The sequence below is a fragment of the Pseudomonas sp. GW822-FHT06B12 genome (genome assembly GCF_058799675.1).
The window spans coordinates 444602-457129 of the sequence record NZ_JBXALR010000004.1 but is presented as its reverse complement, the minus strand read 5'-3'; the positions used below and the strand labels follow the sequence as shown (position 1 = coordinate 457129).

Below are 12528 nucleotides of genomic sequence, written 5' to 3'. Positions count from 1 at the left end.
GCTCCCACATGGACAGCGAAAATCCTGTGGGAGCGAGCTTGCTCGCGATGGAGGCGACGCATATCCCGGAGTTAAAGCGACTCCAGGCAACCCGCGAGATCATTCCCCAACTTCTCCAACACCTTCTCATAGCCCTGAGCCGTCGCCGGGGTGTAACCACCCAACGCATCCAGCTCCGCCAGTTTCACCGGCAAACCGGCCACCAGTGTCTCGGCCAATCGTGGGCGCAACGGCGGTTCGCTGAAAACGCAGGTCTTGCCGACTTCCTGCAAGCGCGAGCGCATCGCCGCAACGTGCTGGGCACCCGGTTGCACTTCAGCAGCGACGCTGAACACGCCGGTGTGCTTGAGGCCGTAGGCATCTTCGAAGTAATCGAACGCTTCGTGGAACACGAAGTAAGGTTTGCCTGTGACACCCGCCAGGCGCGCTTTCAAGCGCAGATCCAGCGCATCCAGACGCTCATCGAACGCCTTGAGGTTGCTCTGATAGCGCGGCGCATTGGCCGGATCGGCAGCACTGAGGTCGGTGGCGATTTTTGCCGCGATCACCCGCGCATTGACCGGGGACAACCAAAGGTGAGCATCGAGACTGCCAGGGCGGTGGTCGTGATCATGCTCGTCAGCTTCCTCCGCGTGGGAGTGGCTGTCTTGCGCGAAGCGGCGCAGCTTCAAACCGGGCAGGTCCTGCACCGCAACCGCTGGCAGACTACGACCTTTAAGCACGCGCGGAAGGAAACCCTCCATGTCCGGGCCAATCCAGTAGAGCAAATCCACCGACTGCACCTTCCGTACGTCGGAAGGACGCAAGGCATAGTTATGCGGTGACGCACCTGGTGGCAGCAACACTTCGGGAACCCCGACGCCATCCTGTACCGCAGCAGCAATCAGCTGCAGGGGCTTGATACTGGTCAGCACATTCACCTCGGCATGAGCGACGTTGATCGCAAACAAACCGGCAGCAAATGTGACAAAAATGGCAAAAACTCTGGACACGATGACCACTCAAAGAGGCGAGAACGGGTAACATAATAACGTCTCTCACAAAACTCGTCGCCGCTCATGCCTAAAACACCGTTAGCCAGCCGTCCCCACGACCACTCTCACTGCGTGCACAGCGCGTTGTCCGAGGCCGATGTCATTTGCGCACGTCAGGGCTTGCGCCTGACCGCGCTGCGTCGGCGGGTGCTGGAACTGGTCTGGCAAAGCCACAAGCCGCTGGGCGCCTACGACATTCTGGCGGTACTCAGCGAGCAGGATGGCCGCCGCGCTGCGCCGCCGACCGTCTACCGCGCGCTGGATTTCCTGCTGGATAACGGCCTGGTGCATCGCATCTCTTCGCTCAACGCCTTCGTTGGCTGTAATCATCCGGGGCACGCCCACCAGGGCCAGTTCCTGATTTGCCGCGAATGCCATGCGGCCATCGAGCTCGAACAGAAATCCATCAGCGACACGATCATCCACAGCGCCGGCGAAGTCGGGTTTGTGGTCGAAGGCCAGACTGTCGAAGTGGTTGGTCTCTGCTCAGGTTGCCAGGGGGCTTGATGAGCACTGCGTTGATCCGCCTCAATCAGGTTGCGGTGACCTTTGCCGGGCAAAGCGTACTGGACAACATCGAACTGAGCGTCGAGCCAAGACAGATCGTCACCCTGATCGGCCCCAACGGCGCAGGCAAGACCACGCTGGTCCGCGCCGTACTTGGCCTGCTCAAGCCCGACAGCGGCAGCGTCTGGCGCAAGCCGAAACTGCGGGTCGGCTACATGCCGCAGAAACTGCACGTTGACCCGACCTTGCCGCTCTCGGTACTGCGCTTCTTGCGCCTGGTGCCGGGCGTGGACCGTGCGCGTGCCATGGCGGCGCTCAAGGAAGTCGGTGCCGAACAGGTGATCGACAGCCCGGTGCAGAGCGTTTCCGGCGGCGAAATGCAACGCGTATTACTGGCCCGCGCCCTGTTGCGCGAGCCCGAGCTGCTGGTGCTCGATGAGCCGGTACAAGGCGTCGACGTGGCCGGACAAGCCGAGCTCTACAGCTTGATCACCCGCCTGCGCGATCGTCATGGTTGCGGGGTGTTGATGGTTTCCCACGACTTGCACCTGGTGATGAGCACTACCGACCAGGTGGTCTGCCTCAATCGCCACGTCTGCTGCTCCGGGCATCCCGAGCAGGTCAGCGGCGACCCGGCGTTCGTCGAGCTGTTCGGCAAGAACGCGCAGAGCCTGGCGGTCTATCACCACCATCATGACCACGCCCACGACTTGCATGGCTCGGTCGTCAGCGCGGCACCGGTCGTTCACACCCACGTTCATGGAGATGGCTGCAAGCATGGCTGATTTTCTGTTGTACGCCCTGCTCGCAGGCCTGGCCCTGGCCGCCGTCGCAGGTCCGCTGGGATCGTTCGTGGTCTGGCGGCGCATGGCCTATTTCGGCGACACCCTGTCCCACGCGGCCTTACTCGGTGTGGCGTTGGGTTTTCTGCTGGATGTCAGCCCGACCATCGCCGTCACCGTCGGTTGCCTGTTGCTGGCCGTGCTGCTGGTGACCTTGCAACAACGCCAGCCGCTGGCCTCCGACACCTTGTTGGGGATTCTTGCACCGAGCACGCTCTCTCTGGGGCTGGTGGTACTAAGCTTCATGCATGAAGTGCGGATCGACCTGATGGCCTATCTGTTCGGCGACCTGCTGGCGATCAGCCCGACCGATCTTTCGTGGATTCTCGGCGGCAGCGCGGCGGTGATGCTGCTGTTGGTGGCACTGTGGCGGCCGTTGCTGGCGATTACCGTGCACGAAGAACTGGCCACGGTCGAAGGCCTGCCCGTGGCGGCGTTGCGCCTGACCTTGATGCTGTTGATTGCAGTGGTGATCGCGGTGGCGATGAAAATCGTCGGCGTGCTGCTGATTACTTCTTTGCTGATCATCCCGGCGGCTGCGGCACAACGTCACGCACGCTCTCCAGAGCAGATGGCCTTGGGCGCGAGTTTGCTCGGTATACTTGCGGTCTGCGGTGGCCTGGCGCTGTCGTGGTTCAAGGACACGCCGGCTGGCCCATCGATTGTGGTGGCTGCCGCCGCGCTGTTTCTGCTGAGTTTTGTCCTGCCCCGTCGAGGGGTGTAGACTTGCTCGTTTTTTGCGCAATCAGAGAGTCGCAGGAATGAAGCCGTTCGCCTCCCGTTATCTGCTCCTTGTTGCATTTTCGCTGCTACTTGGCGCCTGCCAAAGCACGCCGCCAGCCCCTGAAGTTCCTGACGCACGGGCTACGGCGATCGCGCAGCTGGAGCAAAGCCTGGCCAGCAGTGAGTTGGCCACCGCCGAGGATCAATTGGCCGCCTTGCAGGCCGAATCGCCCAACGATCAGTCGCTGGAGCAATATCAACGGCAACTCGCCGAAGCCTATTTGCAACGCAGCCAGATCGTTCTGCAAAAAGGCGACGTGAATGCCGCCGCCACGGCCCTGAGCCGGGCTCGCGCGTTGATGCCCAAAGCCCCGGCGCTGACCGGTGGCGTCAACAACGCCATCAGCCATGCGCGCAAAGCTGAACTGGACCAGGCCGAGGCCGCCCTCAAAGCCGCCGAAGCCAAGCGTGTCGCCAAGGTCATCGACCCAACGGCTGAGAGCACCACCGTTGCGCTGAACATCGCCGATAGCAAGCAACTGCGTCGACAACTCGATGCGATTGCCAGCGATGTGGTGAGTTACCAGTGCGACGTCAGCATCCAGGCACCTCGCACCGAAGATTACCCGTGGCTGGCCACGCTGCTGACCAAACGGGTGAAGAAGCTTGATGCAGACTTCGACCTGAAGATCGAGCGGCAGATTCTGCGCAATGTCCCGGCACAAATGGTTCTGACACCGCGTAAGCCTTAAAAAGACAAGATCGTCCGAACGCGGCCCGAACCTGCGGCAGCTCCTACACCGGTCCGTAGGAGCTGCCGCAGGCTGCGATCTTTTGCATTTCCGGTTATCGCGTTATTTCCAAATGACTGGATGAATGCGAAATAAATGCTAAGAACCTCTATACGGACAGGCTAAAATGCCCGCCCGGCTAACCGCTGATCCTTTTCTAACGCGCCCCACAAGGTTCGCTACGTGATCGAGTTTCAAAACGTCCATAAAACTTACCGCGTTGCCGGTAAGGATATTCCCGCGCTGCACCCCACCAATCTGTCGATTGAGAACGGTCAGGTGTTCGGCCTGATCGGTCATTCCGGTGCGGGAAAAAGTACCCTGTTGCGTCTGATCAACCGCCTGGAAAACTCCAGCGGCGGCAAGATCATCGTCGACGGCGAAGAAGTTACCGCGCTGGATGCCAATGCTCTGCGCCGCTTCCGTCAGCAAGTCGGGATGATCTTCCAGCACTTCAACCTGCTGGCCTCCAAGACGGTTGCCGACAACGTTGCACTGCCGCTGACCCTGGCCGGTGAACTGTCGCGCAGCGAGATCGACCAACGGGTGGCCGAGTTGCTTGCTCGCGTCGGCCTGTCCGACCACGCAAAGAAGTACCCGGCGCAGCTGTCCGGTGGCCAGAAGCAGCGCGTCGGCATCGCCCGCGCCCTGGCGACCAAGCCGAAAATCCTGCTCTGCGACGAAGCCACCAGCGCCCTCGACCCGCAAACCACCGCGTCGGTCCTGCAACTGTTGGCCGAGATCAACCGTGAGCTGAACCTGACCATCGTGCTGATCACCCATGAAATGGACGTGATTCGCCGGGTCTGCGACCAGGTCGCGGTAATGGATGCCGGCGTAATCGTCGAACAAGGTCCGGTAGCCGACGTGTTCCTGCACCCGAAACATCCGACCACCAAACGCTTCGTTCAGGAAGACGAGCAGATCGACGAAAGCGAACAGCGCGACGACTTCGCTCACGTACCGGGCCGTATCGTGCGTCTGACCTTCCAGGGCGACGCCACCTACGCGCCGTTGCTGGGCACCGTCGCCCGGGAAACGGGTGTGGACTACAGCATCCTCGCCGGTCGTATCGACCGCATCAAAGACGTCCCCTACGGGCAACTGACCCTGGCGGTCACCGGTGGCGACATGGACGCGGCGTTTGCCCGCTTCACCGCAGCTGACGTCCACATGGAGGTGCTGCGTTAATGGAAGCCCTGATGAGTTTCTTCGCCAATATCGACTGGTTCGAAATCTGGCTGGCCACCGGTGACACCTTGCTGATGCTGGGCGGTTCGCTGTTGTTCACCGTACTGCTCGGCCTGCCGCTGGGCGTGTTGCTGTTCCTCTGCAGCCCGCGCCAGTTGCTCGAGGCCAAAGGCGTTTACGCGCTGCTGTCGCTGATCGTGAATATCCTGCGTTCGCTGCCGTTCATCATTCTGCTGATCGTGATGATCCCGTTCACCGTGTTGATCACCGGCACCTCGCTGGGCGTCGGCGGTGCGATCCCGCCGCTGGTGGTGGGCGCTACGCCGTTTTTCGCCCGACTGGTGGAAACTGCCCTGCGTGAAGTCGATCGCGGCATTATCGAGGCGACCCAGGCGATGGGCGCGACCACCCGCCAGATCATCATCAACGCGCTGCTGCCGGAAGCCCGTCCGGGCATTTTCGCAGCGATCACGGTGACCGCGATTACGCTGGTGTCCTACACGGCCATGGCCGGTGTGGTCGGCGCCGGAGGCTTGGGTGACCTGGCGATCCGCTTCGGTTACCAACGTTTCCAGACTGACGTGATGGTGGTGACCGTAGTGTTGCTGCTGGTGTTGGTCCAGGTTCTGCAAACCGTCGGCGATAAGCTGGTGGTGCACTTTTCCCGAAAATAAATGCAATCGCCGGCCACGGCTGGCAGGCGCCCGAACGGGTGCCTCACAAGGAGTTTGCTGGATGAAAAAACTACTCGTCGCGTTCGCTGCCGTTGCAGCGTTTTCTGCTCAGGCCGCTGAAACCCTGACCGTCGCTGCTACCCCGGTTCCGCACGCGGAAATCCTCGAGTTCGTGAAGCCGGCACTGGCCAAAGAAGGCGTCGACCTCAAGGTCAAGGTGTTCACCGACTACGTGCAGCCAAACGTACAGGTTGCCGAAAAACGCCTGGACGCCAACTTCTTCCAGCACCAGCCGTACCTCGATGAGTTCAACAAGGCCAAGGGCACAAACCTGGTGAGCGTTGCCGGTGTGCACCTGGAGCCGCTGGGCGCGTACTCCAGCAAGTACAAGACCCTCGCTGAACTGCCAGGCGGCGCCAACGTGGTGATCCCGAACGACGCCACCAACGGCGGCCGCGCGCTGTTGCTGCTGGAGAAGGCCGGTCTGATCAAGTTGAAGGATTCGAAAAACATCCTGTCGACCGTCAAGGACATCACCGAGAACACCAAGGACCTGAAGTTCCGTGAACTGGAAGCCGCGACCATCCCGCGTGTGCTGACCCAGGTCGACCTGGCGCTGATCAACACCAACTACGCGCTGGAAGCCAAGCTCGATCCGTCCAAGGACGCGTTGGTTATCGAAGGCAAAGACTCGCCTTACGTGAATATCCTGGTCGCCCGTCCGGACGACAAGGACAGCGACGCGATGAAGAAACTGGTTGCTGCCCTGCACAGCCCGGAAGTGAAGGCGTTCATTCTGGAGAAGTACAAAGGCGCGGTACTGCCGGCGTTCTGATCTGACGCGATAAAAAAACGGGGACGCATTGACTGCGTCCCCGTTTTTTTATGCCTGAAACACCATCCCTGTGGGAGCGAGCTTGCTCGCGATAGCGGACTTACTTTCAACATCAATGTTGGCAGTGACGACCCCTTCGCGAGCAAGCTCGCTCCCACATTAGAGCCCTGTCAGCCCAAACAATGTGGCTTCACCCTACTGACGCTTGAGCATCACCGGCAACTGGGCCACCAGTTTCGTGTTGTTCAACGGCGCACGAATGAACCCGCGCTGCGTGCCGTCCGGCCCGATCACCGCCAGGTTGCCGCTGTGGTCGACGGTGTAGTTGGGTTTGCTGGTGTCAGCCGGAATGAACGGAATGCTCACCGCATTGGCGACTTTCTGCAGGTCTTCGACCGAAGCCGGCGTCAGGCCAACAAATTGCGGATCGAAGTAACCCAGGTATTGCTTGAGCTGCTTGGGGGTGTCGCGGTTCGGGTCGACGCTGACCAGAATGATCTGCAGCTTGTCGACCGCATCCGCCGGCAGCTCGCTCTTGATCTGCCGCAGTTGCGCCAGCGTCGTCGGGCAGATGTCCGGGCAGAAGGTGTAGCCGAAGAACAGCAGACTCCACTTGCCTTTCAACGCGTTGACCGTGACCGGTTGGCCGTCCTGATTGGTCATCTGTACATCCGGCAGGTTGCGGCTTTGCGGCAACAGGATGATCCCGGCGTCGATCAGCGCAGTCGGGTCGCCCTGGCCTTTGCCAGACAGTACTTTATTGACGGTAAGCCCCAGGACCAGCGCGATCAGGGCAACAAGAATGAAGACGGTTTTCTGGGTTCGAGTCATAGGTTCAACAATAAGTAGTGGTCTACGAGCAGGGCGATGAACAGCAGGAACAAGTAGTAAATAGAGTACTTGAAGGTGTTGATCGCCGCGTGCGGCTGAGTGCCACGGTACAGCACCACGGCCCATTGCAGAAACCTCGCGCCCAGACCCAGGGCGCAGATCAGGTACAGCAGGCCGCTCATGTGAATGACGTAAGGCATCAAGCTCACGGCCAGCAGGGCGAAGGTGTAAAGCAGGATGTGGATCTTGGTGTAATGCTCGCCGTGGGTCACCGGCAACATGGGAATATCGGCCTTGGCGTACTCCTCCTTGCGATGAATCGCCAGCGCCCAGAAATGCGGCGGCGTCCAGGCAAAGATGATCAGCACCAGCAGTAGCGGTTCGGCGCTGACATGCCCGGTGGCGGCAACCCAACCCAACAGCGGCGGCGCGGCGCCGGCCAGCCCGCCGATGACGATGTTCTGCGGCGTCGCGCGCTTGAGGAACCCGGTGTAGACCACTGCATAGCCAAGCAGCGAGGCAAGGGTCAGCCAAGCCGTCAGCGGGTTGGTGAAGGCCAGCAGCAGGGCTTGCCCGGCCACCGCCAGCAACAACGCGAAGGTCAGTGCGGCGGTCGGTGAAACCCGGCCTTCGGCCAGTGGCCGCTTATGCGTGCGCGCCATTACCGCGTCGATGCGCCGGTCCACCACATGGTTGACCGCCGCCGCACCGCCCGCGCAAAGACCAATCCCCAGATTGCCAAACACCAGCACCGTCCACGGCACCCCGGCACGGGTGGCGAGGAACATGCCAACCAGCGAGGTAATCAGCATCAACACCACGACTTTCGGTTTGGTCAGCTCCAGATAGTCACGCCAGATCGCTCGGCTCTGCCGTTCACCGATCAGGGTCGCCATGGCATTTCTCCTTTTATTGTTATGGGCCCGGCCGTGTGTTGACGCGGACTGAAGCGCCAGCGCCCGGGCGCCTGCTGCCTGACTCGAACCAGACTGGTTCGTGCGTGATAATTGACCAACACCATCGTCAGCAACAGCGCCGCGCCACCCGCGTTATGGGCGACGGCCACCGGCAACGGCAGGTGAAACAGCACATTGCTGATGCCCAAGCTGATCTGCACCGCCAAGGCCACCAGCACCAGACCGGCGAGCCGGGTCATGCCGACGACCTTCAACTGCCAGGCCAGCCCCAGCAGGACTAGCGTGACCAACAGCGCGCCAATGCGGTGAGTCAGGTGAATCGCCGTGCGTGCATCGCTGTCGAGCTGCCCGCCGAGGTAATTGGGGCCAATGTGTTGGGTCAGGTGAAAGCCGTTGGCGAAATCGGCAGGCGGCAACCATTGACCGTGACAGGTGGGAAAGTCGATACAGGCCACTGCTGCATAGTTGGAACTGACCCAACCGCCAAGGGCGATCTGCCCGATCACCAGCAGCAACCCGGCCGTCGCCCAGTACTGCAAACGTCGCGGCACGATCAGCGCCGGCAATACGCCGGACAAGCGCAAAGTCAGCAAAAACAGCAGGCTCAAGGTCGCAAAACCACCGAGCAAATGCCCCGTTACCACCTGCGGCCAGAGTTTAAGGGTGACCGTCCACATGCCGAATGCTGCTTGGGCAAACACCACCGCCAGCAAGAACAACGGCAGCTTCAGGGGCTGGTCCAAGTGATGACGATGGGTCCAGGCACGTGCCGCCAGCAACACAATCAGCAAGCCAAGGGTGCCGGCGAAATAGCGGTGGATCATCTCGTTCCAGCCCTTGTGCGCAACCACCGGGGTGTCCGGAAAATGCAGCTCGGCATGGGCCAGCTGGGCTTCGCTTTTCGGCACGCTGATAAAACCGTAGCAACCCGGCCAGTCCGGGCAACCGAGGCCGGCGTGGGTCAGCCGGGTATAGGCGCCCAGCAAGACGACAATCAGTGCCAGCAACGTGGCAAACAGCGCGAGGCGAAATCCAGGCTTGGCCATGACGATGCCCTTATCCGATGTTCGACAGTTTCAACAGGTGGCGCAGGTCGTTGAGCAAGTCCTTGCCTTTGACGGTGGGGTCGTAGCGCAGCACCAGGTTGCCGTGGGGGTCGATGATCCACAGCTGCGCCGTACCTTTGCCCTGAACGTTTTTGCTGTAGGTCGAGAGGTCCAGTGGATAACGCTGCAACTGCGGGTACTCACGTTTGAGCTTAGCCTCATAATCCGCGCTCAAGGGTTGGCCGGCGGCCAATGCATGACTGGCACGCGAAGCATCCCGCCCCAGACCGACCTGAATCTGCCGGGCCAGGTACACCAACTGCTGACAATCCACCGAACAGTCCTGCGGTGCGGTCACCAGCATCTGCCAGCGGTCTTCGTCCGCCTGCACCCCCAGGTCGGCACGGCCCTGACCGTTGCCGATCAGTTCACCGTGATAGCTGCGACCTTCCGGCACCCAGAACTGCAACTTGTACATGCCGGTGGCGAGGATCATCGGACCAATCACCATCAGCAGGATCAGCACCAACTGCCAACGCCCACGACGACGATGTGGTGCCTGCGCTTCAGACATGTTGGGTGGACTCATGGCCGCTCCCATGCTGTTTCTCCTTTGCGTTGTGCCATCCGAAGTAGAGATAAAGACCGAACAGTGCGAGCGCCATGGCGAACCACTGCACGGCATAACCGAGGTGTTTTTCCGGCCCCATGGCCACGACCGGCCAATCGGCCTCGTAGGACGCCGGGCCCGCTTCTTCACGTAATTCGTACGCAAAACCGTTGCGGCCCAACTCGCTCCAAAGCTTGGCCGGATCGATCGCCGTCACCAGCCGTGGCCAGTTGGCATTCACCGGATCGGCATGCAACTGAAAGGTCGCGCCCGGGGCGACATACACCCAGGCGTCAAGGCTCAGGGACTGTTCGGGGGTGGTGAATACCGGCGGTGTGCGCCGATCCGGCCACGGCAGCCAGCCGCGATTGAGCAATAACCAAAGGCCGCTGGCCTGGTCATGAAAGGGTTGCAGCAGCTCGACCCCTGGCCGGCCATTGCGGGTGCGGTTGTCCAGCAGGTAACTGTGGGCGGCATCGAACTGGCCATGCAGGCGAACGCGTCGAAATGCCGGGTCTTGTGTGCTCGACAGTTGTTCACTGGCCATCGGCTCAGCCGCGCGGCGTTCGGCGTAGCTCTCCAGCAACACGCGTTTCTGCTCGCCTCGGCTCAGCTGCCAAAAGCCCAGAAAGACCAGCAACGGCAGCAAGGCGAGCACCACCAACGTCGGCGCGATGCCCGGCCGAAAGCGCTTCATGACGCCGCCAGAAGATCGTTAAACGGGATAGCTATACTCAAGTGCATTGCATTCCCCCCGGAGTCTCACCATGCTCAAAGCAGCCATCGTCCTGATGCTGATTGCCACGGTTGTCAGCCTGTTCAGCGGCCTGTTTTTTCTGGTCAAGGACGACAGCAGCTCAAACCGCCTGGTCATCGCCTTGAGTGTTCGGGTCAGCCTGGCTGCCATCACCGTCGGCTTGATTGCCTGGGGATTCTTCAGCGGCCAGTTGGTGTCCAGCGCGCCTTGGTAAGCGCTGCCTCAGAGCACGTAAACGAAGACAAACAGACCGATCCACACCACGTCGACGAAGTGCCAGTACCAACTGGCCGCCTCGAAGCCGAACTGGTGATCGGCATCGAAATGCCCACGCATGATCCGCATCAGCATCACGAACAGGATGATCGTGCCGATGGTCACGTGAGCGCCGTGGAAACCGGTCAGCATGAAGAATGTCGCGCCATACACCCCTGAGCCCAGGGTCAGCCCCAGTTCGTGATACGCGTGGATATATTCCTTGGCCTGGAAACCGAGAAACCCACAGCCCAGCAGCACCGTCAGCGCCAGCCAGAGTTTCAATGCGCCGCGATGGCCTTTTTTCAAGGAATGGTGGGCGATGGTCACCGTGACGCTGGAACTGACCAGCAACACCGTATTCAGCAGCGGCAAGCCCCAGGGGCTGATGACTTCCCTGGGCGGCGGGAAGAGTGTCGGATCAGGAGTGTGCAGCAGTGGCCAGGCGAACTGGAAGTTCGGCCAGAGCATGTGCGCGATGCCTTTATCACCCCCGCCACCGAGCCACGGCCCGGACAGGTTGCGCACGTAGAACAGCGCACCGAAGAAGGCGATGAAGAACATCACCTCGGAGAAAATGAACCAGCTCATGCCCCAACGGAACGAGCGATCAAGCTGCGAGCTATACAGCCCTGCGCGGCTTTCCTTGATCACTGTGCCGAACCAGCCAAACAGCATGTAGGCCAGCAACAGACCGCCAACGAAGAAGATCAGCGGGCCATGGGATTCCGGGCGCGCTGCCTTGAGGTCGTTGAACCAGGTGGCCAGGCCAAACACGGTGACGAACATGCCGATCGTGGCAATGATCGGCCATTTGCTCTGGGCGGGAACGTAATAATGCTCATGACTTGCCATTTATTGTTCTCCTTATCGGGCACGCTTGAACGCCTCAAGGACCGGCATTGGTGTTTGCCACGACCGGTGGATGACGTGCGGTGATATCGAACAGCGTGTAAGCCAGCGTCAGGTGCTTCACATCCTTGGAAATCTCACGGTCAACGATGAAACGGACGGGCATTTCGATTCGTTCACCGGGTTGCAGCACCTGTTGGGTGAAACAGAAGCACTCGGTCTTGTGGAAATACACGGCTGAGTCGCCCGGAGAAATGCTCGGTATCGCCTGCGCACTCATCGGGTGATCGGTCGGGTTGCGGGCGACAAAGATCATCTCGTTCACCGCCCCCGGATTGATCACCATGTCGTCGGCCTTGGGATAAAACTCCCAGACCATGTCCACGGCGTTGGTCGACAGAAACTGCACGCGGATTTGCCGCGACTTGTCGACGACCTGCTCGCCTTCGTACTGCCCGGCGGTTTTGCCGTTGATGCCAAACGCCTTGCACATCACGTCGTAGATCGGCACCAGGGCAAACCCGAAGACGAACATGCCGGCCACCACCAACAGCAGCCGGGTGACCAGCTTTTTCATGGAAACAGAGTCAGCCATGGCGGCGGGTCTCTATATAGAAATAGAACCTTGTGGGAGCGAGCTTGCTCGCGATAGCGGTGCGCCTG

At 60.7% G+C, this 12528-nt stretch carries 16 protein-coding genes; 8 read left to right on the top strand and 8 right to left on the bottom strand.

Going from position 1 to position 12528, the window contains the following annotated elements:
- Window positions 1-71: 71 nt before the first annotated feature.
- Complete coding sequence (locus tag AC1RKH_RS12155) at window positions 72-1001, bottom strand: zinc ABC transporter substrate-binding protein (RefSeq protein WP_493064497.1); 930 nt, start codon at window positions 999-1001, stop codon at window positions 72-74.
- A gap of 57 nt (window positions 1002-1058) precedes the next feature.
- On the opposite strand from AC1RKH_RS12155, the gene AC1RKH_RS12150 reads away from it, so the two are divergent.
- The 7 genes from AC1RKH_RS12150 to AC1RKH_RS12120 all read left to right on the top strand — a co-directional run bounded on the left by AC1RKH_RS12150 (window position 1059) and on the right by AC1RKH_RS12120 (window position 6597).
- On the top strand, window positions 1059-1541 hold the full coding sequence (locus AC1RKH_RS12150) for a Fur family transcriptional regulator (RefSeq protein ID WP_054594943.1): 483 nt from the start codon (window positions 1059-1061) through the stop codon (window positions 1539-1541).
- Entirely contained in the window at window positions 1541-2326 is a 786-nt protein-coding gene (znuC, locus tag AC1RKH_RS12145) for a zinc ABC transporter ATP-binding protein ZnuC (protein WP_493064498.1), read from the top strand. The genes AC1RKH_RS12150 and znuC overlap by 1 nt, the downstream gene beginning before the upstream one ends.
- On the top strand, window positions 2319-3107 hold the full coding sequence (gene znuB, locus AC1RKH_RS12140) for a zinc ABC transporter permease subunit ZnuB (protein WP_071552583.1): 789 nt from the start codon (window positions 2319-2321) through the stop codon (window positions 3105-3107). The genes znuC and znuB overlap by 8 nt, the downstream gene beginning before the upstream one ends.
- Before the next feature lie 37 nt (window positions 3108-3144).
- Window positions 3145-3858 carry a PA5502 family lipoprotein gene (locus AC1RKH_RS12135; RefSeq protein ID WP_493064499.1) on the top strand — a complete coding sequence of 238 codons (714 nt, stop codon included), beginning with the start codon at window positions 3145-3147 and terminating at the stop codon, window positions 3856-3858.
- Between the two features lie 222 nt (window positions 3859-4080).
- Entirely contained in the window at window positions 4081-5088 is a 1008-nt protein-coding gene (locus tag AC1RKH_RS12130) for a methionine ABC transporter ATP-binding protein (RefSeq protein WP_123427005.1), read from the top strand.
- Window positions 5088-5762 (top strand): methionine ABC transporter permease, encoded by a 675-nt coding sequence (locus AC1RKH_RS12125; protein WP_123427006.1) that lies wholly within the window; start codon window positions 5088-5090, stop codon window positions 5760-5762. Before AC1RKH_RS12130 ends, AC1RKH_RS12125 begins: the two co-directional genes overlap by 1 nt.
- A 61-nt stretch (window positions 5763-5823) precedes the next feature.
- Window positions 5824-6597 (top strand): MetQ/NlpA family ABC transporter substrate-binding protein, encoded by a 774-nt coding sequence (locus AC1RKH_RS12120; RefSeq protein ID WP_123427007.1) that lies wholly within the window; start codon window positions 5824-5826, stop codon window positions 6595-6597.
- Window positions 6598-6792: 195 nt separating this feature from the next.
- Here AC1RKH_RS12120 and AC1RKH_RS12115 read toward each other — a convergent pair whose 3' ends face one another.
- From AC1RKH_RS12115 to AC1RKH_RS12095, 5 genes are read right to left on the bottom strand one after another with little or no spacing between them, the layout of a single operon-like run.
- Window positions 6793-7428, bottom strand: coding sequence for an SCO family protein (locus AC1RKH_RS12115; protein WP_123427008.1), 636 nt, complete (start codon window positions 7426-7428; stop codon window positions 6793-6795).
- Window positions 7425-8324 (bottom strand): heme o synthase, encoded by a 900-nt coding sequence (gene cyoE / locus AC1RKH_RS12110; RefSeq protein WP_493064500.1) that lies wholly within the window; start codon window positions 8322-8324, stop codon window positions 7425-7427. Before cyoE ends, AC1RKH_RS12115 begins: the two co-directional genes overlap by 4 nt.
- Complete coding sequence (locus AC1RKH_RS12105; protein WP_493064501.1) at window positions 8312-9391, bottom strand: COX15/CtaA family protein; 1080 nt, start codon at window positions 9389-9391, stop codon at window positions 8312-8314. Before AC1RKH_RS12105 ends, cyoE begins: the two co-directional genes overlap by 13 nt.
- Window positions 9392-9401: 10 nt before the next feature.
- Complete coding sequence (locus AC1RKH_RS12100; protein ID WP_493064502.1) at window positions 9402-9992, bottom strand: PA_0111/PP_0108 family redox-active disulfide protein; 591 nt, start codon at window positions 9990-9992, stop codon at window positions 9402-9404.
- Window positions 9958-10698 carry an SURF1 family protein gene (locus AC1RKH_RS12095; RefSeq protein WP_493064503.1) on the bottom strand — a complete coding sequence of 247 codons (741 nt, stop codon included), beginning with the start codon at window positions 10696-10698 and terminating at the stop codon, window positions 9958-9960. The genes AC1RKH_RS12100 and AC1RKH_RS12095 overlap by 35 nt, the downstream gene beginning before the upstream one ends.
- Before the next feature lie 70 nt (window positions 10699-10768).
- Here AC1RKH_RS12095 and AC1RKH_RS12090 point away from each other — a divergent pair, with 70 nt between their 5' ends.
- The gene (locus AC1RKH_RS12090; RefSeq protein WP_123427013.1) at window positions 10769-10972 is read left to right on the top strand and encodes a twin transmembrane helix small protein; all 204 of its coding nucleotides are present in this window, start codon (window positions 10769-10771) and stop codon (window positions 10970-10972) included.
- A gap of 8 nt (window positions 10973-10980) precedes the next feature.
- Here the strand turns inward: AC1RKH_RS12090 and AC1RKH_RS12085 are convergent, their stop codons facing one another.
- Together AC1RKH_RS12085 and AC1RKH_RS12080 are read right to left on the bottom strand one after the other, a co-directional pair.
- Entirely contained in the window at window positions 10981-11868 is an 888-nt protein-coding gene (locus AC1RKH_RS12085; protein ID WP_493064504.1) for a cytochrome c oxidase subunit 3, read from the bottom strand.
- A 34-nt stretch (window positions 11869-11902) separates the two neighbouring features.
- Entirely contained in the window at window positions 11903-12460 is a 558-nt protein-coding gene (locus AC1RKH_RS12080) for a cytochrome c oxidase assembly protein (protein WP_123427015.1), read from the bottom strand.
- Between the last annotated feature and the right edge of the window lie 68 nt (window positions 12461-12528).